Origin of the sequence: Streptosporangium vulgare (assembly GCF_042428775.1) — a bacterium.
Taxonomy (GTDB): Bacteria; Actinomycetota; Actinomycetes; order Streptosporangiales; family Streptosporangiaceae; genus Streptosporangium; species Streptosporangium vulgare.
This window is the reverse complement of record NZ_JBHMBS010000001.1, coordinates 878844-903671: the sequence shown is the minus strand read 5'-3', so window position 1 is coordinate 903671 and position 24828 is coordinate 878844. Positions and strand designations below refer to the sequence as shown.

13 protein-coding genes are annotated in these 24828 nt (G+C 71.9%); 10 read left to right on the top strand and 3 right to left on the bottom strand.

The features are described from left to right. Window positions 1-18: 18 nt before the first annotated feature. A complete protein-coding gene (locus ACFFRH_RS03760; protein WP_386154101.1) occupies window positions 19-966 on the bottom strand; it encodes a TauD/TfdA dioxygenase family protein in 948 nt (315 codons plus the stop codon). Between the two features lie 331 nt (window positions 967-1297). Here ACFFRH_RS03760 and ACFFRH_RS03755 point away from each other — a divergent pair, with 331 nt between their 5' ends. Beyond that, the gene (locus ACFFRH_RS03755; protein WP_386154098.1) at window positions 1298-3121 is read left to right on the top strand and encodes an ABC transporter ATP-binding protein; all 1824 of its coding nucleotides are present in this window, start codon (window positions 1298-1300) and stop codon (window positions 3119-3121) included. Window positions 3122-3456: 335 nt separating this feature from the next. Further along, window positions 3457-5145 (top strand): PQQ-dependent sugar dehydrogenase, encoded by a 1689-nt coding sequence (locus tag ACFFRH_RS03750; protein WP_386154095.1) that lies wholly within the window; start codon window positions 3457-3459, stop codon window positions 5143-5145. On the opposite strand, the gene ACFFRH_RS03745 is transcribed toward ACFFRH_RS03750, so the two are convergent. Continuing rightward, a complete protein-coding gene (locus ACFFRH_RS03745; protein WP_386154092.1) occupies window positions 5124-6548 on the bottom strand; it encodes an MFS transporter in 1425 nt (474 codons plus the stop codon). The genes ACFFRH_RS03750 and ACFFRH_RS03745 overlap by 22 nt on opposite strands. 83 nt (window positions 6549-6631) lie before the next feature. Between ACFFRH_RS03745 and ACFFRH_RS03740 the strand changes: the two genes are divergently transcribed. Beyond that, complete coding sequence (locus ACFFRH_RS03740; RefSeq protein ID WP_386154089.1) at window positions 6632-7564, top strand: LysR family transcriptional regulator; 933 nt, start codon at window positions 6632-6634, stop codon at window positions 7562-7564. A gap of 195 nt (window positions 7565-7759) precedes the next feature. Then, window positions 7760-9433: an FAD-binding dehydrogenase gene (locus ACFFRH_RS03735; RefSeq protein WP_386154086.1), complete on the top strand. Its 1674-nt coding sequence runs from the start codon at window positions 7760-7762 to the stop codon at window positions 9431-9433. A 248-nt stretch (window positions 9434-9681) separates the two neighbouring features. Here the strand turns inward: ACFFRH_RS03735 and ACFFRH_RS03730 are convergent, their stop codons facing one another. Continuing rightward, on the bottom strand, window positions 9682-12087 hold the full coding sequence (locus tag ACFFRH_RS03730; protein ID WP_386154084.1) for a WD40/YVTN/BNR-like repeat-containing protein: 2406 nt from the start codon (window positions 12085-12087) through the stop codon (window positions 9682-9684). An 888-nt stretch (window positions 12088-12975) separates the two neighbouring features. Here ACFFRH_RS03730 and ACFFRH_RS03725 point away from each other — a divergent pair. The 6 genes from ACFFRH_RS03725 to ACFFRH_RS03700 all read left to right on the top strand — a co-directional run bounded on the left by ACFFRH_RS03725 (window position 12976) and on the right by ACFFRH_RS03700 (window position 24805). Next, window positions 12976-13182: a hypothetical protein gene (locus ACFFRH_RS03725; protein WP_386154082.1), complete on the top strand. Its 207-nt coding sequence runs from the start codon at window positions 12976-12978 to the stop codon at window positions 13180-13182. Between the two features lie 11 nt (window positions 13183-13193). After that, the gene (locus ACFFRH_RS03720; RefSeq protein WP_386154079.1) at window positions 13194-15848 is read left to right on the top strand and encodes a lantibiotic dehydratase family protein; all 2655 of its coding nucleotides are present in this window, start codon (window positions 13194-13196) and stop codon (window positions 15846-15848) included. Beyond that, complete coding sequence (locus ACFFRH_RS03715; RefSeq protein WP_386154076.1) at window positions 15841-16992, top strand: lantibiotic dehydratase C-terminal domain-containing protein; 1152 nt, start codon at window positions 15841-15843, stop codon at window positions 16990-16992. Before ACFFRH_RS03720 ends, ACFFRH_RS03715 begins: the two co-directional genes overlap by 8 nt. Then, window positions 16989-18062 (top strand): thiopeptide maturation pyridine synthase, encoded by a 1074-nt coding sequence (locus tag ACFFRH_RS03710; protein WP_386154073.1) that lies wholly within the window; start codon window positions 16989-16991, stop codon window positions 18060-18062. Before ACFFRH_RS03715 ends, ACFFRH_RS03710 begins: the two co-directional genes overlap by 4 nt. A gap of 743 nt (window positions 18063-18805) precedes the next feature. After that, a complete protein-coding gene (locus ACFFRH_RS03705) occupies window positions 18806-22132 on the top strand; it encodes a family 43 glycosylhydrolase (RefSeq protein ID WP_386154070.1) in 3327 nt (1108 codons plus the stop codon). A 45-nt stretch (window positions 22133-22177) separates the two neighbouring features. Further along, a complete protein-coding gene (locus tag ACFFRH_RS03700) occupies window positions 22178-24805 on the top strand; it encodes a family 43 glycosylhydrolase (protein WP_344746521.1) in 2628 nt (875 codons plus the stop codon). The last annotated feature ends 23 nt before the right edge of the window (window positions 24806-24828 follow it).

The window sequence follows — 24828 nt, the reverse complement described above, 5'->3', positions numbered from 1 at the left end:
CCGCGGACAGGCCACCGCTCAGACGGCGATGGGCGAGTACGCGCCGGCGTCGCCCTTGCGGACCACGCTGGTGTCGCCGTTGACGCCGATCGGGACGTCGCCGGCCAGCGTGATGCGGTGCAGAAGCCGGGGCAGGTCGTCGTAGTCCGCGACGGCGTAGTGCTGGGTGGCCCGGTTGTCCCAGATGGCGATGTCGCCGGCGCGCCAGTCCCAGCGCACCGTGTTCTCCAGGCGGGTGACGTGCCGCTGCAGCAGGGCGAACAGATCGTGGAAATCGGCGCTGCTCAGGCCCGTGAACGACGTGACGAAGTGGCCGAGCAGCAGGGACGGCTCGCCGGTCTCCGGGTGGACGCGGACGACGGGGTGCTCGGTCTCGAACACGCTGCTCCGGAACTGCTCGCGATACTCCCGCTCCCTCACGTCGATCCCGCCGATCTGCGGGCGCTGCGCGGCGTAGTCGTACAGGTTCGAGTGCACCGCGCGCAGCCGGCCCACCAGCGCCCGCAGGCCGGGGTGCAGGCGCCGGTACGCCTCCACCGTGTTGGCCCACACCGTGGTCCCGCCGTAGGGCGGCAGCGTGACGGCGCGCAGCACGCTGAACGCCGGGATCCGGTCGACGAAGGTCACGTCCGTGTGCCAGCTGTTGGCCTTGCCCTGCTCGGAGTCGATCGGGAGCACGACCTCACCGTCTCCGGCCACCGTCGGGTGCGGCCTGGTGGGGGTGCCGAGCAGCCTGGCGAACGCGTGCTGGTCGGCGTCGGTGGCGTGCCGCTGGTCGCGCAGGAAGACCACGCGGTGGCGCAGCAGCGCGGCACGCAGTTCGGCGACCGCCGCCGTGTCGACGTCACCGCCCACCCGGATGCCGCCGACGACCGCGCCGATCACGCCGCCGACCCGCGTGACGTCGATGTGCCGGTAGGAGTCGTCGGCGACGACAGGCGTCCCGTGGTCATGGAGCTGGGTCATTCCCTGACACCTTTCGATGGGTGATGCGCCGGTGGGCCGTACCACAGCGTGTGCCGGGAGAGGGGCAATGTCAACTATCCCTGTAGGTTTACTAGGGAATTTTCCCGCATTCGCGCCGGTCGCCGCCCGGCTCGCCGCGTGCCCCTCCCGGGAAAGCGGCGCCCCGCCCTGGGGAGGCCACGTCCTGCCGCCCGGGAAGCCGCGTCCCACCGCCGGGAAGCCGCCCCCGGCCACCGGCAAGCCGCCCCCGCCGCCGGGAAAACCGTTCGCCTCCCCCGCCCGCGCTGCGTCAACATGGCCATGACCGTGGATGTCAAGAAGGGGGACGACCGTGCCGGGATCACCTGACTCCCCCGAGGACAGACCGTCCGCCCGGAGGTCGGCCGTCCTGCTCGCGCTGCGCTACTACAACGGGGAGCTGCTGAACCAGTGGCGGGTCGCCGTGCCCGCGCTCGCCCTGCCCGCGCTGGGGAACACCTGCCTGTTCTACCTGGCGCCGCTCGCGGTGGGCGCGCTCGTGGGGCGCCTGGCCGACGGCGGCGACGCCACCGTCCCCGTGCTCGTGCCGTACGTGCTCGCCTTCGGCGGGCTGCTGCTCACGGGCGAGATCCTGTGGCGGGTGGGCCTGCACTTCCTGAACCGTACGGACGCCCGGGGCATCGAGCGGCTCGGCGTGACGGGCATGGACAGGTTGCTGGCCAAGGACGCCGCGTTCTTCCACGACAACTTCGCCGGCTCGCTGACCAAGCGGGTGCTGAGCTTCGCCGGCGGGTTCGAGAGCTTCGTGGACACGCTCACGTTCTCGATCATCGCCAAGGTGGTGCCGCTGACGTTCGCCTCGGTGGTGCTGTGGCGGTACCACCCGTTGCTCGTCCTCGTGCTCGTGGGCCTCATCGCCGTCACCGCCCTCCTCGTCGCCCCGCTCATCCGCCGTCGCCAGAAGCTGGTGGACCAGCGCGAGGCCGCCAAGGTGCGGGTGTCCGGCCACGTCGCCGACGTGCTGGCCAACATGGAGACGGTCCGCGCGTTCGCCGCCGAGGACCGCGAGGCCGCCCAGCACCGGGCCCGGGTCGCCGAGCAGCGCAGGCTGACGATCCGCTCCTGGGACTACGGCAACCTCCGCGTGGACACCGTCATCGCACCGCTGACGGTCCTCACCAGCACCGTCGGCCTGCTGCTCGCCGTCGCCCTCCGCGGCGGGCTGGGCGTGGAGGCGATCGTGGTGACGTTCAGCTACTACACGACCTCGATCGGCATCATGTTCGAGTTCAACCAGATCTACCGGCGCCTGGAGAGCGTGCTCACCGAGTCCGCCCAGTTCACCGAGCTCCTCCTCACGCCGCCCGGGGTGGTCGACCCGGACGACCCGCAACCGCTGCGCCCCGCCGACGCGGGCATCCGCTTCGAGCGGGTGACGTTCGCGCACGCCGGCCATCCGCCCCTGTTCCACGGCCTGGACCTGCACATCCCCGCCGGCACCAAGATGGGCCTGGTCGGCCGGTCGGGCGGCGGCAAGAGCACCCTCACCCGGCTGCTGCTCCGCCTCATGGACATCGACGGCGGCCGGATCCTGATCGGCGGCCAGGACATCGCCCGGCTCCGCCAGGCCGACCTGCGCGGCCTGATCGCCTACGTCCCCCAGGAGCCCGCCCTGTTCCACCGGTCGTTGCGCGACAACATCGCCTTCGCCCGGCCGGGCGCCACCGACGCCGAGATCCACCGGGTCGCGCGGGCGGCGCACGTCACGGAGTTCGCCGAGGCCCTGCCGGACGGCTTCGACACGCTGGTCGGGGAGCGCGGCGTCAAGCTCTCCGGCGGCCAGCGGCAGCGCGTCGCCCTCGCCCGCGCCATGCTGCGCGACGCGCCGATCCTGCTGCTGGACGAGGCCACGAGCGCCCTCGACTCCGAAAGCGAGACCCTCGTCCAGGAAGCCCTCTGGGGTCTGATGCGTGACCGCACCGCCCTGGTGGTCGCGCACCGGCTGAGCACCGTCGTCCGCATGGACAACCTGGTGGTGCTCGACCAGGGCCGCGTCGTGGAGCAGGGCGACCACCACACGCTCCTCCAGGCCCAGGGGCCGTACGCCCGCCTGTGGCACCACCAGTCCGGCGGCTTCCTGCTCGAAGAGGACACCCCGGACGCCGTTCACCACTGACACGCGGGTGCCCCCGTCCGCCCCGCCCCCTCCAGGGAAGGGACTCGCGCCGGGTGGCCTCGTCCCCGGCGGCGAGCCGATCCGCGAGAGGAGAGGGCCGAAGGCCCGGCCCGCCGCCGGGGACGCCCGGACCGTCCCGCCGCTCCCGTCACCGGGAGACCGCGGCATCCGCCGATCCACAACTTTCGCTGTTTGAGTGAAAGTTTCACCGGCGGGGCGCCGTACTCCCAGATCGTCAGGACGGGCCGATCGCGGTGTTTGAGGTTGCCCGGCCCGCGTGCCTACGGTGCTGGCATCCGCATGTGATCCGGTCGAGGAGTCCCGAGGAGTCCATCATGCGCGCCCGCGCCGTCCCGGCCCTGATTCTGGCTCTGCTCGCGTTGCTCGTCACCGCTCCCGAGGCCCGCGCCCAGGTGGTGGGCGGCTTCGACTTCTCCCGGGCGCAGGTCTCCGTCACGGGACTTCAGGTCCCCTGGGGCCTGGCGTTCCTGCCGGACGGCAGCGCGCTGGTGTCCGAACGCAACACCGGGCGCATCCTTCAGGTGCGGCCGGGCCAGACGCCCACGGCGGTCGCCACCGTCAGCGGGGTGAGCGCCTCGGGTGAGAGCGGCCTGCTCGGCATCGCCGTGTCGCCCACCTACGCCCAGGACGGCTGGGTGTACGCGTACTTCACCAGCACCGCCGGGGACAACCGCCTGGTCAGGCTGCAACTGACCGCGCCCCAGACACAGCCGGTCATCTTCTCCGGGGTGCCGAGCAACACCTTCCACGACGGCGGCCGCATCGCCTTCGGCCCGGACGGCATGCTCTACGTGGCGACCGGCGACGCCGGCAACACCGCGAACGCGCAGAACGTCGGCAGCCCCGCCGGGAAGATCCTGCGGATGACGCCCACCGGCGGTGTGCCCGCGGACAATCCGATCGCGGGCTCCCGCGTCTGGACCTACGGCCACCGCAACGTCCAGGGCCTGACCTGGGACTCCCAGGGCAGGATGTACGCCGCCGAACTCGGGCAGAACACCCGGGACGAGATCAACCAGATCGTCGCGGGCTCCAACTACGGCTGGCCGACGTGCGAGGGCACCTGCACCAACCCCTCCTTCCGCAACCCGATCGTCACGTGGACGACCGCCGAGGCGTCGCCGAGCGGGCTGGCCTGGGCCAACAACACGCTCTTCGTCGCCGCGCTGCGCGGCCAGCGGCTCTGGACGGTGCCGCTGACCGGCGCCGGTACGCCCGGCACCCCGCTGGCCGAGTTCCAGTCCACCTACGGGCGGCTCCGCACGGTCGCCGTCGGGCCGGACGGCTGGCTCTGGGTGACGACCAGCAACCGGGACGGCCGCGGCACCCCGGTGGCGCAGGACGACCGCGTCGTCCGCGTCCCTCCGGCCACCACCGGGGGCGACAGCACCCCGCCGTCCGCGCCGGCCGGCCTCGCCGCGTCGGGAACGACCTCCACCGGCACCACCCTGACCTGGACCGCCTCCACCGACGACGTGGGCGTGACCGGCTATGACGTCCTGCGCGCGCCGGGCGCCTCCGGCGGCACCTTCACTCAGGCGGGGACCTCGGCCACCACCTCGTTCGCCGAGACCGGGCTCACCGCGAACACCACGTACCGCTACCAGGTCCGGGCCCGCGACGCGGCGGGCAACCTCTCGCCGGTGTCGAACACGGCGACGGTCACCACCCCGCCGGGCGGCGGGGACACCGGCGGATGCTCGGTGACGGCGACCGTCCAGACGCAGTGGGGGAACGGGTACGTGATCCAGCCGGTCACGGTCACCAACACCGGCACGTCCACGATCAACGGCTGGACGGTGACCTTCACGCTGCCGAGCGGACACGCCGTCACCGGCTCGTGGAACGCCACGCCGGCCGTCAGCGGGCAGACCGTCACGGCACGGAGCTCCGGGCACAACGGCACGCTCGGCCCCGGCCAGAGCACCACCTTCGGCTTCCAGGCGAGCCGCCCGAACGGCAACACCCAGACGCCGTCCGGCTACCGGTGCACGAGCCCCTGAGTCCCGCGCCGCCCGCCTCCCGCGGCGCGCTCGCGGCGCGGCAGCAGTAACGGGGTGGCCAGGAGGAGGACCCCGGCGGTCGCGATCGCGGCGCGGGGGCTGGTGACCGCGGCCAGCAGGCCCCACAGCGCGGTCAGGGCCGCGATGGCGAGGCTGCCGCTGACCGACCACGCGGACAGGGTGCGGGCGACCCCGCCGGGGTCGGTGTGGTCGAGCCGGTAGGTGGCCAGCACCGGGTTGAACAGGCCGCAGCAGGTCACCAGGCCGAACTGGACGACGATGACGAGCACGATCCCGGGGACGCCGGGCTGGACGAACGCCAGCCCGACGGGCCAGCACGCGCGCAGCGCCCCGGCGGTGAGCATCACCCCGTGCTGCCCGAACCGCGCCACGAGCCCGCGTGCCAGCCGCGCCCCGACGAGGCCGCCGACACAGGGAAGCGCGAACACGAGGCCGTACTGCCAGGGCGCGAACCCGAGACGGCCGAGCAGGAGGACGGCGAGCAGCGGCTCGGTCGCCATGATCAGGCCGTTGACCAGGATCGTGTTGAGGAACAGCCGACGCAGCGTCCGATGGGCCAGGATACGGCGCCACCCTTCGAACAGGTCACCGGCACGCGCGGGGCGCCCGGCGCGCGGCCGGAACACGCCGGCACCGACGGTCCGCCCGGCACGCGGCCGGGGCGGCGCACCGGAATCCCGCCGAGGCGCGTCGGCACCCTGTCGAGGCGCGTCGGCATCCCGCCGGGGCGCGTCGGCACGCGCGGGGCGCGGCTCGCCCGCGCCGATCGCGCGGACGCACAGTGCCGACAGCAGGTAGCTGACCGCGTCGGCCGTCACCGTCGCCACCGGCCCGAACATCCCGATCGCGGCCCCGCCGAGCGGTGGTCCGACCACGGTCGCCGACCAGGTCGTGGACTCGAACCGGCTGTTCGCGACGAGCAGGTCCTCCGGCGGCAGGAGCGACTTCAGGTACGCGCCGCCGGCCGCGCCGAAGGCGATCTTGGCCGCGGTGACGACGACGGAGACGACGAGGAGTTGTGCGAAGCCGAGCCGGCCGAGCGCGAACGCGACGGGGATGCTCAGCAACGCCACGAACCGGGTCAGGTCCATCGCCATCATCACCGGCCGCTTGCGGCGGAACTCCATCCACGGCCCGAGCGGGACCGCGAGCACGGCCCCCACCGCCGGCCCCACGGCGGACAACGCCGACACCTGGGCCGGTCCGGAGTGCAGCACGAGGACCGCGATCAGGGGAAACGCCCCGAACCCGAAGCTCGTGCCGTACGAGCTGACCACGTACGCCGCCCACAACCACCCGAACCGCCGCCCCAGCGTCCGCCCGCCCGCCATGCCCGCCCCACCCCCCGCCGACCCGTACAACCAGATGTTGACCACTGGCATCCAAGCGGCGAGCAGGCAGCGAGATCAAACAACCGGCCCGCCGACGGGACACAACCGGATGTTGTGCGGCTACCCTTGCCCGCGTGGATCTCGACGCCGTACGCACCTTCGTGGCCGCCGCGGACGCGGGGCGGTTCCAGGACGCCGCCGACGAGCTGGCGATCACCCAGCAGGCCGTCTCCAAGCGCATCGCCACGCTGGAGAGGAACCTCGGTGTGCGGCTGTTCACGCGAACCGCGCGCGCGACGCGGCTCACCATCGACGGGCAGGCGTTCCTGCCCCACGCCCGCGACCTCCTGCGGGCCGAGGAGCGGGCGGCCGCCTCCGTTCGCCCCGGCCGCCGCGCGCTGCGCGTCGACGTGATCGGCCGGCGGCTCGCCCCGGCCGCCCTGCTGGGCGAGTTCCACCGCGCGCGCCCCGAGGTGGAACTCGACGTCGTGACCCTCTTCGACGCGGACGCGGCCATCGCCGCCGTCCGGTCCGGCACGATCGACGCGTCCTTCCGCGCCGTCACCATGCCCGGCCGGCGGCTTCCCGACGACATCGGGGCCGCCCGGGTCCTCGACGAACCCATCCAGCTTCTCACCGGACCGGCCCACAGGCTCGCCGGCGCCCGCGCGGTCACGCCCGCCGAGCTCGCCGGGCACCGGATCTGGATGCCCGGCATCGTTCCCGGAACCGAGTGGGCCGCCTTCTACGACGACCTCGCCGCCGCGTTCGGGCTCACCATCGAGATCACCGGCCCCGACTTCGGCACCGAGCCCCTGCTGGACACCATCGCCGACTCCCGGTCACTGGCGACCTTCGTCGGCGCGGGAACCCGCCTCGCCTGGCCCGCCGACCACGGCCTGCGGCGCGTCGCCGTACGTGACCCGGCACCGGTTTACCCGCACTCGCTCACCTGGCACCGCGACAACCCGCACCCCGCGCTCGCCGCGCTCCGCGACCACCTCGGCTCCAGGCCGCTCGACCACTCCGGCGGCGAGGTCTGGACACCGGCATGGGCTCAGCGGTAGACGGAGCCGGCGCAAGGCCGGCCGCGTCGTCCGGCGGCCCAGGCTCGTGGCACCTCCTGGAACCCGCCGCCCGGGTCGGGAGCGGGCCCGCCCCTCCGTGATGATCGGGCCGGTTGCGTGGTGATCGGGCGGCCGCCTTACCATCGACACGCCCCCTGACGGACCGCCGGGGTGCTCGAACAAGGGAGTACCGCCATGGACGCGGACGTCATCATCGTGGGCGCGGGCCTGTCCGGGCTGGTCGCGGCCCAGCAGCTGACCGGCCAGGGCCGGAAGGTGGCGCTGGTGGACCAGGAGAACGCCGCCAACCTGGGAGGACAGGCGTACTGGTCGTTCGGCGGGCTGTTCCTCGTGAACTCTCCCGAGCAGCGCCGCCTCAGGGTGAGGGACTCCTTCGAGCTGGCGTGGAGCGACTGGCAGGCGAGCGCGCGGTTCGACCGCCTGGAGGACGAGGACGTCTGGGCGGCGCGCTGGGCCCGCGCGTACGTCGACTTCGCCGCGGGTGAGAAGCGGTCCTGGATAGACGCGCACGGCATCAAGCTGACGCCGGTCGTGGGCTGGGCGGAGCGCGGTGGCCTGCGCGCCGACGGTCACGGCAACTCCGTGCCCCGGTTCCACGTGGCCTGGGGGACGGGAACGGGCGTGGTGGGCCCGTTCGTGCGCGACGCCGAGCAGGCGGCCGAAGCGGGACTGCTCACGTTCCACCACCGCCACCGGGTCGACGAACTCGTCGTCCAGGACGGCGCCGTCACCGGGGTGCGCGGGAGTGTCCTGAGGGACGACCCCTCACCGCGGGGGGTGGCCTCCAGCCGCGAGGTGACCGGCTCCTTCGAGCTCACGGCGCAGGCGGTCATCGTCACCAGCGGCGGGATCGGCGCCGACCACGACCTGGTGCGCCGCCACTGGCCCCGGCGGCTGGGCACCGCCCCGAAGCACATGATCACGGGTGTGCCGGCCCACGTGGACGGGCGGATGCTGGCCATCAGCGCCACGGCGGGGGCCCGGATCGTGAACCAGGACCGGATGTGGCACTACACCGAGGGCGTGCGCAACTGGGACCCCGTCTGGCCCGGTCACGCGATCCGGATCCTGCCCGGACCGTCGTCGATGTGGTTCGACGCGCTCGGCCGCCGCCTGCCGGCCCCGTACCTGCCCGGCTACGACACCCTCGGCACCCTCCAGTACCTGCGCACCACCCCCGACATCGCCGGATACGACCACTCGTGGTTCGTCCTCACGCAGAGGATCCTGGAGAAGGAGTTCGCGCTGTCGGGCTCGGAGCAGAACCCCGACATCACCAGCGGGGACCGCAGGGCGGTGCTGCGCAACCGGATCTTCGGCAAGGGCGCGCCCGCTCCGGTGGACGCCTTCAAACGGCGCGGCGCGGACTTCGTCGTCGCCGCCACGCTGGAGGAGCTGGTGGCGAAGATGAACGGCCTGACCGACGAGCCGCTGCTCGACGCCGGCGAGTTGCGCCGCCAGATCGTGGCCCGGGACCTGCAGATCGGCAACCCCTACGGCAAGGACGCCCAGGTGCAGGGCATCCACAACTCACGGCGCTTCCTCGGGGACCGCCTCAGCCGCACCGCCGTCCCGCACCGCATCCTGGACCCGCAGGCCGGCCCGCTGATCGGGGTGAAGCTCCACGTCCTGACGCGCAAGAGCCTCGGCGGCATCCAGACCGACCTCGACTCCCGCGTCCTCGGCGCGGACGGCACCCCGATCAGCGGCCTGTACGCGGCCGGAGAGGCGGCCGGGTTCGGCGGCGGCGGCGTCCACGGCTACAACGCCCTGGAGGGCACCTTCCTCGGCGGCTGCCTGTTCTCCGGCCTGCAGGCCGGCCGCGCCGCCGCGCGGGCGGTCGCCTAGGACGACCGGGCCGTCGTCCAGGACGACCAGGTCGTCGCCCGTCCGGCACCCTGAGCGACCGGCCCGGACGCGCGGAACACACGACGCCCCGGCGAGATCCGGCGGCCGGATCTCGCCGGGGCGTCGTCCTGCCCGGTGAGGCATCCCGCAGGCCGCGCCCGCGAGAGCACGCCCGCGGGGACGCACCTGCGGGGCGGGGACCACGCCCGCGGGGACGCGCCGGTGCCGGCGCGTCCCCGCGTATGCGCTCACCGGGAGGATCGGTCGCCGTAGAGGACGCCGCGGCCGTAGCCGCTGAAGTACACCCGGCCGTATACGGCCGGGTCGCCGGTGAGCGTTTCGGGAGTGCCGCCGAACTGGTGCCGGTCGTCGTTGATGCGTACCCAGCTCGCGCCGGCGTTGTCGGAGCGGAAGATACCGCGCTGCCCGCCGATCAGCGCGCCGGTGTACAGCGCCGGGTAGGCCCGGCCGGGTGCCGCCTTGCCGAAGCCGATGTTGTCGGCCTGCTCCACGCCGGACACCCTGGTGAACGTCGCCCCGGAGTCGGTCGAGTGCCACAGCCCGTAGGTGGTCCAGGTGGCGCCGCCGGCCACCCAGACGTCGCCCTCGCGCCCGGGTACCGCCTTGACGCGCAGGTTCCAGTTGGAGGCCGGCAGGCCGGTGGCGGCGGTGGCGGTGAAGCTGGCCCCGCCGTCGGTGCTGACGTGGAAGGTGCCGTTGGAGAAGGCGTAGAACTTCAGGGGATTGACCCGGTCCGACGTGATGATCGCGTTGGCGGGGACTCCGGTGGAGGGGGTCCAGGACGTGCCGTAGCCGACCGAGTGGACCACCGGCTGGCCCGAGTCGCCCGGCGCCCAGACGAACCGGCCGCCGTCGGCCGCGGCGGCGATGCTGCCGCCGGAGTTCACGCCGCCGGGCTCGGTGCCCTGGAACCAGGTGGCGCCGCCGTCGGTGGAGAACGCCGCGTGGCTGTCGCCGGGCCGGTCGGCGTCGTTGAAGTCACCGGCCCGCACGATGACCTTCGGGTTGCGCTCGGCGAAGTCGATGCTCCTGGTGGTGGTGAAGACGGGCGAGGTGAAGATCGTCTTCGGTGCCGCGTCCAGGTCGTCGTGGCGGAAGCCGCTCACGTCGCCCATGGCGCTGAGCAACGGGCCGCCCGGAGGCTTGACCAGGCCCTGGACCGCGCCCTCCTCCAGGCCCTCGACCTCGGGGGTGATGGCGACGGTGCCGCCGGTGTCCCAGTCGGTGAGGTTCTTCGTGCCGGCGATGCCCGGTCCGCCGTTGAACAGCATGTGGCCGGAGTCGAACGGGTCGATCTCCATCGACGAGATCGCCTGGCCGATCTTGGGCACCAGGATCGGCGGGTTGGACTGCTCGCCCATGGTGGCCCACGGTGTGTCGGCGATGTCGAAGTCGTACCGCAGCCTGCGGTTGGGCCAGGCGTCCCAGTCCCAGATGCGGCTCCAGGTGGCCCCGGAGTCGGTGCTGCGCCAGATGATGCCGTCCGGCCACCAGGACACCTGGGTACCGACCATGATCGTGCCGGGGTTCCGGCGGTCGACGGTCAGGCCGGAGTAGCCGAAGTAGTCGTCGTCGCTGGTGGAGGGGACGGGGCTGATCCGCGTCCACGCGCCGGTGACGGCGTGGTACTTCCACACGTCGCCCTTGCCGCCGCTGAACGGGCCGGTGGTGTCGCTGGTGGCGATGTAGAGCAGGTGGTTGACCGGGTCCACCACCCCCTTGTGCGGCAGGTACCCGGTCGGCGCGCCGGCCAGCGGAGCCCAGGTCGCGCCGCCGTCGGTGCTGCGGTACACCGGATTGTCCTTGTCCGCGACGCCCACGTAGATGGTCTTGGTCCTGGTGCCCGCGTGGCCGGTGCTCTTGTCGAACGCCACCCAGACGAGGCCCGCGTCCTCCGCGCCGCCGGGCGTCTGCGGGTCGTCGCCGGAGTTGGGGAAGGCGGTCACCCGCGCCCATCCCGCCCCGCCGTCGGTGCTGCGCCACAGGCCGTTCCCGCTGGGCGCGGCCAGGTACAGGACGTTGTCGTTGTTCGGGTCCACCGCCAGTCGCTCGCCCATGGTGCGGCCCGACATGTTGCCGCCCAGGTGGAACGGCAGGACCGTGGTCTTCCAGGTGTCACCCTTGTCGTACGAGCGCAGGATGGCGCCGTTGTTGGGGTCCACGCCGTTGGTGTACATGCCGACGGCGGCCCATACCTTGTTCGCGCTGGTAGGGCTCGCGGCGACGCTCGCCACGCCCATGTACCCCCAGTTGTCCCAGCCCACCCAGTCCAGCAGGGGGGTCCATGTCTCGGTGGTGCCGTTCCAGCGGTACATGCCGCCGACGTCGGTGCGTGTGTAGGCCAGACCCTTCTGCGCCTGGCTGAAGACGATGCCGGTCACGAAGCCGGTGCCGCCGATCTTCACGTTCTTGAACCTGTAGCGATCCGACGGGGGCGCGGACGACGGGGAGGACTGAGACGACAGGGATGACGGGGACGACAGGGACGACAGGGACGACAGGGACGGCGAGGACGCGTCCGCGGCGACCGGCGACGCGGGCGACGTGACCGCCAAGGAGACACACAGCATCGCCGTCACCAGGCAGGCGACGGTCCTGACGACCCCCCGCCGGCCCGATCCACTGCTTGTCATTCCGCTCCTTCGGGTTGATCGGGAAATCGTGGGGCCGCGCGGATCGCCGGGGACGCGCCCCTCGGCCCGGCGGCCGGACGAGGCCGGACGAGGCCGGCCGTCAGCGAGCCGGAGGCGCGGACGATCCGCGTGGATCGTCCGCGGCGCGTCCCGGAAACGAATCCTGTTAGCGCTCACTTCTTCGACGCATGACGGTCATCCGCCGAGTTTCTCTCTGGCGCGACGATGACGCTGTGGAGCAAATCCGATACATCCGAACTCGTCAAGGACACTTAAGTCGTATCCATCTGACCCGTGCGGACCCACCACTGTCTTACTGCTGCGGCGTCTTCTCGTCCGGAAGACGCCGTGCTGAAAATTTCATCTCCAGGTACCGGTGCCGTCGCGCGTCGTGCCCCGGCGGTGAAGGCCGATGCCCCTCGGTACGGCACCCGCCTCCGGCGGACCGTGGATCCGTGACACCGGCCATGGCCGTGCGCCTGCGGAGTCCCGGCGGCTCAGTCACACGACTGCGCGGCGGCCCGATGACACGACGGCGCGGTCGCGCGAGGGCTCGGCGGCTCGGCGGTGAAACAAAGACGTAACACGAAATGGCTCACGGTCGATCGCGCCGGTCTTCCCGAGATTGCTCCATAAACCACTTCTCCGCCCGTTCGAACCATTTCGCCGGACATCAGTGAGGGTCCGCGCTTCAGTGGACAGCAATCTCTCACCATCGGGGAACGGCTGTTTCTGCGATCTCGCTGACGGTGACGCCTCCCTGGTCGGAAAGGTGGAAATACCCGTCACCGCCGCGCGGAGGGCCGATTGATATTCGACCTCCACGCTTTCCCGCCATTCGCCGACAATGCCATCGCATGGACGAGGTCACCGGCCGCGCCTATGGTGATGATCGTCACCGAATACGGCCTGCCCCGGCGGGCGAGAATGGGAGTGCAGATGGCGACCGACGGACCGCTCCGCCTCGATCTGGACGCGCTCGACGTGATGACGGTCGAGCTCCCCGGCGAGGATCTCGTGAAGGCCCTGGGCATGGGGCTCGGCAACACCGAAGTGGGAGCCTCGGGTCTCAAGACCACGAGCTGGCTCATCTGAACCTCCCCGGCATGGTCTCGACGCGTCGTGGCCCGCCGGGACGCGCCGAGACCGACGCGGCTCGCCGCACGGTGGACGCGACCGTGGTCGCCAGGGTCGCCGCGCTGCCGGTGGCGGCGCTCGCGGAGCTGAGATGTGCGGCCACGTGGCGGACCGTCCAGGAGATCCTGGCGGCCCGCGGCCGGCTCGCCGTCGAGGGCCGGCGGCTCGCGGACGAGCTGGAGCCGGTGATCGGAGCGGCCGGGCCGGGCCCGGCGCGCCCCGCGCTGGTGGCGTTGCGGCGGGCGCTCTACAACGCGCGGCGACCGGCGGGCCGCGCCTGGCCGGTGGAGCTCGGTCCCGGCCTCGGTCCCGGCCTCGCTCCGCGCGTCACGGCCTGGCTCGCGGACCTCGATCGGCATGACGCGCTCGTCCGGCAGCTGCCGGACCTGCTCGACCAGGAGTCCCGGGGCACCCACGAGGCGCTGCGCCGATGGGTCGCCACCGACGCCTTCGGCTACGGCGTGCTCCAGGCGGGACCGGCGATGTCCGCCGCGCTGCGCCGGTGGCTGGCCGCACCGCCCGGCAGCCTCCCGCCGCGCCAGGTCGCGCTCCGGCTCACCAGGTACCTGGCCCGCGTCGTGGCGAAGACCAGCCCGCACGCGACCTTCATGATGACGGCTCTCGGGCGGTGGGACGACGACGGCGAGCCGGTCCGCTGGGACGGGCCGTGGGCGTGGCGCAGCGCGGTCGAGCCGAACGTGCCCCTGCTGCTCCGGCTGCTCACCGACCTGGCCCGCGACGACGACGAGCTCGCGGCCCTCTTCGAGGTCGTGCCCAACCCGAGCCTCCACGAGGACGACGGCCGCCTGTGGTACGTGACCGGCGCGGAGGACGCCTACCACGGCGTCGCCGCGTCCGAACCGCTGCGGCGGCTGCTGCGCCCGCCGTACGACGACCTGCGTACCCGGGCCGGCGGGGCGCTCGGCCGGCTGGTCGGCCTGGGAGTGCTGGAACTCCGTCCCCCGGTCGCCGACCAGGCCGCCGCGCACCTCGCCGACCTGACCGATCGGCTCCGCACGCATCCGGCGGGCAAGGCGCTGGCCGCCGCGTGGGAGGCGCTCGCCCGTTACCCGCGGGCGGTCCACGTGTCCGAACGTGAGGCGCTGCAACGGAAGGTGCGGTCCGCGTTCACCGAGCTGGCCGGAGAGGGCGCCGACCGCCTGCCGGACCGCAACCTCTTCTACGAGAACGCCGTGCTCACCACCCCCGGCCCGCGGCTGGGCCTGGCCGCCTGGCGTCCCGCCCTGGACGACCTGCACACGATCGCCGACTTCGCGGCGGTCTTCGACGGTGACGGCCTCGCCCGGCTGCTCGCCGCCGACCTGTTCGCGGAGTGCTTCGGCGCCGGCGCGCAGGTGCCGCTCGGCCGGTTCCACCGCACGCTCGCCGAGCGGACCCACCGGGCCGCGCCCGGCACCCCGGCCGGTGAGCTGCACGCGCTCATGTACCCCTGGCAGAAGCGGCACCCGCCCGGACGGACACCCGCCGTGCCCCGGCTCGACGAGCTCCGAGACGCCCGGGAGGCGGCGCTGGCCGCGGTGCGCGGGCTGCTGCCCGAGGCCCCGGCCCCGGAGGCGCTGACCATCGACCCGGCGGTGCTGGCCGGTCTCGCCGCCGACCGTCCCGCGTTCGTCCGCCCGGTGGGGTCGCTGTCCTGCTTCGTGCAGACGATCGGCCCGCCGGACGGCACGCCGGTGCGGCTGGTGCTCAACGGTCTCGGCCCGGGGTACGGCGCGATGCGCAGCCGCGTGCACCGCCTGCTGCGGGTCGCCGGAGTCCCCGCCGGTGACAACCGCCCGCTCGGGACGGAACACGGCGTGCCGGTGGAGATCACCGGGCTGTTCGGCAACAACGTCAACCTGCGTTCGCCGGTGGCGGCCCGGGAGATCGGCTACCCGGGCGTGGTCCCGGCCGACCCCGCCGCGTTCGGCCTGCGGGACCTCGCCGTCCGGCACGAGCCCGGCACCGGCCTCGTCCTGGTGCACGCCGGGCGCGGCACCCGGCTCCGGCCGGTGTACACCGGGATGGTCGCGCCCCTGCTGCTGCCGCGCACGGCACGCCTCCTGCTCCAGCTCTTCGGCGACATGCCCGGCGCGGTGACGGACCTGGCGTCGGTCTTCTCCCGGCCACCGGAGTCGGTGCCGGACCGCGTCGAGCGTACGGCCCGGGTGTCGGTCGGGCGGGTCACCGTGGCCCGTGCCGCCTGGCACGTCCCGGTGCGCGAGATCCCGCGCCGGGGCAGGGGCGACTCCGCGGCGTCGCACCTGCTCGCGCTCGCGGCCTGGTTCGCCGAGCACGCCCTTCCTGAACGGTGTTTCGTCTCCTCATCCGATCCCGGGGCGCCGATCCGCGAGAGGCCGCGCATGATGCGGTTCACCAAACCGACCTATCTCGATCTGGCCGACCCCGCACTGGTCACCCTGTTCGACCGGGGGCTGGACGGCGGCGGATCGGTGATCGTCTTTCACGAGCCGCTCCCGGACTTCGAGGCGGCGGTCGATCTCGGAGGAGAGGCGGCGGTCGCCCCCGGAGGAGAGAACGGCGCCCCCGGCCACCGAGAGGGAGGCGACCCCGGCCACCACCGCCATGTGACCGAGTACGTGGTCGAGGTGGGCCGTGCCTGACCGCTGGATCTCGCTGCACGCCTTCCACCGGGCCGGCACCGACCTGTTGCTCGGCACCGCCGTGGACGGCCTGGTGCGGGAGCTGGACGGACGGCTCGACCGGTTCTTCTTCCTGCGCTACTGGGAGGGCGGCCCGCATCTGCGGCTCCGCCTGCTGCCGCGCGTCCCCGGCGACGCGCCGATGATCGAGAGACGTGCCACGGCCGTCCTGGAAGAACACCTCGCGGCGCATCCGACGACGGTCCCGTGGGACCGCGCGCGCTACGCGCTGCTCGCCCGGGAGCTCGCCCGGCAGGAGGGCCTGGCCGCGTACGACCACCGGCTGCGGCCCGACGACCGCGTGGAGGCCATCGCCTACCGGCCCGAGTACGCGACGTTCGGCGGGCCGGAGGCGGTCACCGCCGTCGAGCGGCACTTCACCGACTCCAGCCGGATCGCGCTCGCGATCCTGCGCGGCGAACCCGACCACCGGCGGCGGCTGGGCCACGCCCTCGCCGCGATGATGCTCACCCTGATGGCCTGGGAACCCGACCCCCGCCACCCGGGCCTTTCGCCGGCCGGGGAACGTGACCGCTGGGACCCGGCACCGGCCCGCTCCCGGCAGATGGAGAGCTTCGCGAGACAGCGCGAGGCCCTCGCCGCACAGGCCGAACGGTGCCGGCGCGTCGCCGCCCGCGCCACCCCGTCCGGCAGCCACTCCCCCACCACCTCGTCCGACAGCCACTCCCCCACCGGCCGCTCCGCCGGTGGGACGCCCCCGGGCGGTCCGCCCGGCGCGGGCGACGCTCACGACTCGCTCGGCACGTGGTGGCGCTCCATCGACACCCTGCGCCGGCGCCTTGTCGCGTTGCAGCGGGCCGGACACTTCTCTCCGGCGCGCGGGCAGGAGACGTCTCGCCCCCTCGGCGGCCCCGGCACCCCGGCCGGCCCTCGCGGCCCCGGCTCCCCGGGCGCCGCCGAGGACGGCACCCCGGCGGACGGCACCCCGGCGGACGTGGAACGCCACGACGTCCTGGTCGTGCTGAACCGGTGCGTCCACCTGTTCTGCAACCGGCTCGGCCTGTCGATCGCCGAAGAAGCGCATCTGCGCTACCTGACCGCCGTCACCCTGGACGGGCCGGCGCGGAGAGAGGAAACCTCGTGAGCGACCTCCCCTGGCGCAGCATCCAGATCCGCTACTACGACCGGGACAAGGACGGGCTGATCCTGGACTGCGTCCGCCCGCTGCTGGAGCGCCTGGACGGCCTCGTCCAGCAGCCGTACCTTGTCCGCCACTGGCGCCAGGGACCGCACCTGCGGCTCAACTTCCGCGCCGCGCCACAGGACTGGGAACGCGAGATCCTTCCCGTCGCGACCGAGACGATCACCGCTTACCTGCGCGAGCACCCCTCCACCACCCGCCTCGACGAGCACGAGCACCTCGCCGCGCACCGCCTGCTGAGCGTGCGGGAGCAAGAGACCGGGCCGCTGCGGCCCTGGTACCCGGACAACTCCCTGCAGACCGAGCCCTACGACGACCGGCTGCGCGTCTTCGGCGACCGGCCGCTGGCCGACCTGGTCGACGCGGCCGCCGCGGACAGCACCCGGCTCGCCCTCGGCACGCTGGACCGGGTCCGCCGGGGCGAGCTCGCGCTGTTCGCGGTCGTCATCGACCTCATGGTCGCCGTGGCGCACGTGAGCGTCCCGCCGATCGGCCGCGGCTACATGTCCTACCGCTCGCACGTCGCGGCGGCCACCGCGTCCTGCGAGAACCGGGACGCGGTCACGGCCGCGTTCGAGGCCAGGTACCGCCAGAACGCCCGGGAGCTGCGCGCGACGGTGGTCGGCCTGGTGGCGTCGATCGACGCCGGCGACCCGGCGCCGCACGTGCGCGACTGGATCGCCTTCACCCGCCGCCAGAAGGAGATCGCCCTGCCGCTGCTGGCCCGCAAGGAGATCGACCTGGACGCCTCCGACCAGCCGGTGGAGCGCCGCCACCCGGTCGACTACTTCGACGTGCTCACCTCCACCGACCGGCACCGCACCGAGATCCTCGAATCCGACTGGTTCCTCGCCCACCGCCTCGTGGTCAACATGCTCTACGCGCACCTGGCCCGGCTCGGCATCACCCCGATCCAGCGGCACCTGTTCTGCCACCTGATCGCCTCCGCGGTGGAGGAGGAGTACGGCGTCTCCCCGCTGGAGAAGGCCCGCGACTACCTGCTCAGCGGCTGAGCCACCGGCCGTCGAGCGGGCGGGCCGGGCCGACGGGGCGGGGCAGGGCGGAGAGCGACAGGGGCGGAGAGCGACAAGGGCGGGGAGCGACGGGGGCGACGCCCTCGGCGGATGCCCGGACCTGCGGGGGCCACTGACCGCCGACCGCCGAGAGGGCGCCGGGCGTCCGCCGATGACCGGCGAAGGGGGCCCCGCGGGAGCACGCGATCGTGGCCAGCCGGCCCGGCCCCGCTCGCCCGTGAACACCGCGGCGGGTTTCCCGATTGTTTCGGGGATCTTACAGAAGGACTCTTGTCTGAAATGTCTAGCCAATTTACAGTCTCACACGAAGGTTCGTAAAAAATCTTGCGAAACCCACTGTCATCCCTCTGACGACGACCTCGACAGACGCCGCCCGGCCTCCCGCCCCCCGAAGAGGTTCTCCGTATCGTGATCCAGATCCCAGGCGTGTACCCCGCCCGCATTTGTTAGCGCTAACACATCGCGCCGCCGCACCTCGTCGCAGTTTCGGTCCCGCCGCCACCCGGCGGAACCGACCGGAAAGCGGCGGGCTCACCCACCATCGCCGCGCCGCCCAGCGGGTCACCGTCGAGCACCTCGCGCGGCAGCGCGATCGGCGGTGGTACGCCTGACGGTGTTAGCGCTAACAATCGACCCCATCCCGATCGCCGGGGCGCGCTCCCGGCGGGCATGTCAATGATCACTTCTGGGCGCTCGTGGCGCCTTCGCGTCTGGAGTTCGCGATGTCCGTGTCCCCCCGCTCCCGCACCGCTCACTCACGACTCCCGTCCAGTCGTTCACGACTCCCGTCCAGGCCGACCGTCGCCGTATCCCGCCTCCCGACCGCCGTTCTCCGCTCTCTCGGAGCCGCGGCCTCCAGCATCCCCTCTCTTGGAGCCGCGATTGGAGCCGCGGTCTCCGGTGCCGCCGGCCGGCTGCGGAGGTTCGCGATCGGGCTCGTCGCCGCGCTCGCCTGTGTCGGCCTGATATCCACGGGCGGCGCGAACGCCGCCGACTCCTGGTCGCCCGCGCCGTCCCACACCTCCACCGACAGGGGCGACGGCACCTACTCCGTGCCGCTTCTGCGCTCCGACGTGCCCGACATCAGCGTGGAACGCGTCCCGGCCGCCGAGAACGACGAGGGCCGCGATCTCTACTACATGATCAGCACGACGATGCACCTCAGCCCGGGTGCGCCGATCATGAAGTCCTACGACCTGGTGAACTGGGAGATCGTCAACTACGTGTTCGACCGGGCGAGCATCGGGGACTCCTTCTCGCTGCGCAACGGCCAGAACTCCTACGGCCAGGGCCAGTGGGCGTCCTCCCTGCGCTACCACGACGGCACGTTCTACGTCGCCTTCAACACCAACAACCTCGGGGGCGCGTACCTCTACCGGACCGACGACATCGACGACGGGAAGTGGGAGCGCACGGCCCTCGGCCGGGGCCTGCACGACCCGTCGCTCTTCTTCGACGTCGACGGCACGGCCTACATCTTCTACGGCTCGGGCGGGACGAGCGCCGTACGTCTCAACTCCGACCTGACGGCCATCGCGCAGGACTACCCGAACATCTTCACGGCCGGCGACTTCGCCGGCAGGCCGTTCATCGGCGGCCTGTTCGAGGGCGCCCAGTTCTACCACATCGACGGCTACTACTACGCGGTCATCATCACCTGGCCGTCCGGGCAGGGCCGCCAGGTCGTCATGTTCCGCTCCAGGGAACTGCTCGGGCGCTACAGCTCCGCCGACGGCGCCAACACCTACGAGGCGCGCGGCGTGCTCAACTCCAACGGCTTCGCCCAGGGCAGCCTCGTGCCCATCTCCCGCGAGGGCGGCCGGACCGACTGGTACGGCATGTTCTTCCGCGACACCTTCCCCGTCGGGCGCATCCCCGCGCTGATCCCCGCCACCTGGCAGGACGGCTGGCCGACCTTCGGCGACAACGGGGTCGTGCCGGTCGAGGGCGTGTTCGACAAGCCGATCAGGCTCGGCCCGGCCCGGGAGGCCCTGGAGCGGCAGAAGAGCGTCGTCGCCTCGGACGACTTCGCCAACGACGCGCCCCACAGGGCGTACATGGACGAGGAGTGGACGATTCCGGAGCCGCCCGGCGTCGACGAGTCGCTCATCGGGGTGGAACTCCTGCGCAACCCCGGGTTCGAGGCCGAGACGACCTCGCCGTGGGCGGCGCAGTTCGGCGCGGCCCTCGGCCGGGACACGGACGATCCGGCCTCGGGGTCGGCGGCGCTGAAGGTCGGCGGCCGCACGCTCAACGGCTCGGGCCCCAACCAGTTCCTCAGCGGCAGGGTGCAGCACGGCGTGACCTACACCGTGTCCGCCAAGATCAAGTACACGTCCGGCCCGAGCAGCGTGCGGTTCAACCTCACGGCGGACTGGGGCACCGGCGTCCAGGTCATGGCGTTCGGGAACGTGCCGAGTGGCCAGTGGACGACGGTGTCGGGCCGGTTCACCGTGCCGGCGACGGCGAATCTCGACGACTTCAAGTTCGCGGTGGAGACGCCGTGGGCGAACCCGCAGCCGCCGTCCTCAAGCGTGGAGTACCTGATCGACGACGTCTCGGTCGTCGGGCTCCCGCTGACGACGGAGTATCCGGCCGAAGGGGAGATCGCCCCCAACGGGTCGCGGCTGGACCTGGCGTGGGAGTGGAACCACGCCCCCGACAACCGCTACTGGTCGCTCACCGACCGGGACGGATGGCTGCGGCTGACGACGGGCAAGCCGGTGACCGGCCAGTACGTCTACACCAAGCTCTCCAACCGGGCCGAGCTGGCGTGGCTGGAGGAGGCGCGCAACACCCTTTCCCAGCGCACGTTCGGGCCGCGCCAGTCGGCGGAGACCCGGATGGACGTCTCCGGCATGAAGGACGGCGACGTCGCCGGGCTGGCCGCCTACAACCGCGGATTCTCCTACGTGGCGGTCAGGCGCGCCGGGGGCGTGAACACGCTGGGCGTCGTGAACCGGGCACAGCCGTTCGCGGTCGACCTCGACCAGGCGGCCCTGGAGACCTTCGTGCCGGGCACGACGGTGCCGCTGGGAGAGGCCACCAAGGTGTCGGTGAAGGCCGACCTCGACTTCGCCTCGCCCTCCGGGCAACTGTGGACGACGTTCTACTACAGCCTCGACGGGCTGCGGTGGACCCGGCTGGGCGGGCGCGTCGGCCCGCAGACGCTGGACGGCAGCCTCGCGCACTTCATGGGGCACCGGGTCGCCCTGTTCAACTACGCGACGCGGGAGAAGGGCGGGCACGTCGACTTCGACCACTACCTGCTCAGTGACACGCTGACCGCGCAGAACCTGCCGCTCGACACCACCGACCTGGACGAGGCCATCGCCCACGCCGAGACACTCGACGCGCGCTCCTACCCGCAGGACGCCTGGGCCGCGGCGCGGAAGGCGCTCGCCGCGGCGAAGACGGCCCGGGCCGGCGAGTTCGGCACCCAGAACCAGATCGACGCGCCGGAGCGGGCGCTCAGCTACCAGCTCGCCCGGCTCGGCGTGCTCAAAGCAGAGGACGTGACCTCTCCGGTGGTCGAGGTCTCCGGCCTGGAGGACGGCCGCGACTACGGCGACAGCCAGGACCTCACCATCACCTGGAACGCCACCGACACCGAATCCGGAGTGAAGTCGACCACCGCCACCCTGGACACCCACCCCCTCACCTCCGGCACCACACGAGCCCTGTACGAACTCCCCCTGGGCGAGCACACCCTGACCGTCACCTCCGTCGACAACGCCGGAAACCAGACAGAAAAAACCGTCCGCTTCACCGTCACCACCTCGGTCGAGGACATCTCCACCCTCATCGACCGCTTCGAGACCGAAGACAAGACCAATGCCGGCAGCGCCGACCGCCTGCACAAGGAACTCGACCGCGTCACCACCGCCATCACCAAGGAAAAAGACCCCAAGAAGATCATCAAAGTGATCGAGAAATTCAAGAGCGGCGTCAAAGACCACCGCGTCGAAGCCGACGACATCGTCCGCACCACCCTGCTACGCGACGCCGACGCCCTGATCGTCCACTGGGGCGGCACCCCCCGGACCTGACCGCCGGTTCGGGCCAGAGATCTCAGACACCAAGGAGAACATCTCGTGAAACTACGCTCGCGAGGGGCGGTCCGGCGACGCTTCGCCGCGATCGCGACCACCGCCGCGATGCTGGGCGCGTTGTCGGCCGTCGCGGCGGCGCCCGTCCAGGCCGCGGGCCCGGACATCATCGTGAACGGCGGCTTCGAGAACGGCCTCACCGGCTGGTTCGCGAACAACGGGAACGCGAACGACACCGCCACGCTGGCCCCCACGACGGACGCCCACTCCGGCTCGGGCGCCGTCGTGGTCAGCCGGAGGGCGACGACCGGATCCGGCCCGATGCAGGACCTCTCCGGCAAGGTGCAGGCGGGAAAGACCTACTCGGTCACGGCGCGGGTGAAGTACGAGAACCCCAGCAGCCCGGCGACCAAGCAGTTCTTCGTCACGATGCACTACGGCGGGTCGACGTACACCAACCTCGGCACGGTCACGGCCCCGCGTGGACAGTGGGGTCTCATCCAGGGCACGTTCACGATCCCCGCCGCGCAGAGCGTGGCGACCGCGAGGATCTTCGTCGAGACGCCCTGGACCTCGACGCCCTCATCGGCCCCCGACACGCATCTCATGGACTTCAAGGTCGATGACGTGACGCTCCAGGAGTTCGTGCCGTCGACCACCATCGAGGTGCTCGGCAAGAACCCCGGCGAGGGCAACCCGCTCATCTCGCACAAGTTCGGGGCCGACGGCAACGCCTTCGTCCACGACGGCCGGGTGTATCTCTACCTGACGAACGACACGCAGGTGTACAACCCCGGCCCGAACGGGATCTCCCCCACCAACACCTACGGCGGCATCAACACCATCACCGTCATCTCGTCGAACGACCTGGTCAACTGGGTCGACCACGGTGAGATCCCCGTCGCCGGCCCGAGCGGGACCGCCCGTTACGCGAGCCAGTCGTGGGCTCCGGCGATGGAGAGCAAGATCATAAATGGCAAGGAGCAATTCTTCCTCTACTTCGCCAACAACGGCGCCGCCACGGGCGTCATCGTCGGCGACTCGCCGCTCGGCCCGTGGCGTGACGAGCGGGGAAGCCTGCTGATCACGAGCGCCACCCCGGGCGCGTCCAACGGGGTGAACTGGCTCTTCGACCCGGGTGTCTTCATCGACGACGACGGCCAGGGGTACCTGTACTTCGGCGGTGGCGGCGACGACGGGTCACGCAGCTACGAGAACACCAACCATCCCAAGTCCACGCGAGTGATCAAACTCGGCGACGACATGACGAGCACCACCGGCTCGGCGGAGACCATCGACGCGCCGCTCATGTTCGAGGCGGGCCACGTCTTCAAGCGTGACGGCAAGTACTACTACTCGTACTCGTCGAACTTCGGCTTCGGCGGCCCGATCGACCCGGCCGGTCCCCCGACCGGAGCGATCGCCTATCTCGTCGCCGACAACCCGATGGGGCCCTGGACCCCCGACAAGTACGCCGGCGTGATCTTCCGCAACCCCGGCAACTTCTTCGGCGCCGGCGGCAACAACCACCAGTCGGTGTTCCAGCTCGACGGGGAGTACTACTTCACCTACCACGCCCAGACGCTCAACCGCCGCATCACCGGCGGCGCGACCCAGGGTTTCCGCAGCCCGCACATCGCCAAGCTCGAATTCGACCAGGACGGCACGATCAAGGAGGTGCTCGGCACCTACGACGGCGTCGAGAACATCCGCGACCTCGCCCCGTACCGGGTGATCGAGGCCGAGACGATCGCCTGGCAGCAGGGCATCGCCACCAAGAAGATCGACGGCGCTTCGGAGGAGTTCGGCGCGCGGGCGCCGAACCTCGCCCTGCACGACATCGACAACGGCGACTGGACCTCCCTCGCGTCGGTCGACTTCGGGGAGAAGGGCGCCACCGCCCTCACCGCGAAGGTGCGGCCCCTCACCGGAGGCGGAAAGATCCAGGTGCGTCTCGACGACCGCACCGCGCCCGTGGTGGCGACCGTCCCCGTCGACGCCCCGCTCAACGCGTGGACGGAGCTGACCGCCGAACTCGACGGCCTCACCGGCGTGCACGACGTGTACTTCACCTACACCGGACCCGCGGGCGCCGACCTCTTCGAGATCGACTCCTGGGCCTTCGAGGGCCAGACCGACGTGACCTCTCCGGTGGTCGAGGTCTCCGGTGTGGAGGACGGCGCCGATTACGGCGACAGCAAGGACCTGACCATCGGCTGGAGCGCCACCGACACCGAGTCCGGCGTGAAGACGACCACCGCCACCCTGGACGGACACCCCCTCACCTCCGGCACCACACGAGCCCTGTACGAACTCCCCCTGGGCGAGCACACCCTGACCGTCACCTCCGTCGACAACGCCGGAAACCAGACAGAAAAAACCGTCCGCTTCACCGTCACCACCTCGGTCGAGGACATCTCCACCCTCATCGACCGCTTCGAGACCGAAGACAAGACCAATGCCGGCAGCGCCGACCGCCTGCACAAGGAACTCGACCGCGTCACCACCGCCATCACCAAGGAAAAAGACCCCAAGAAGATCATCAAAGTGATCGAGAAATTCAAGAGCGGCGTCAAAGACCACCGCGTCGAAGCCGAAGACATCGTCCGCACCACCCTGCTACGCGACGCCGACGCCCTGATCGTCCACTGGGGCGGCACCCCCCGGACCTGACCACCACGCCTGCGGGTGCCGGG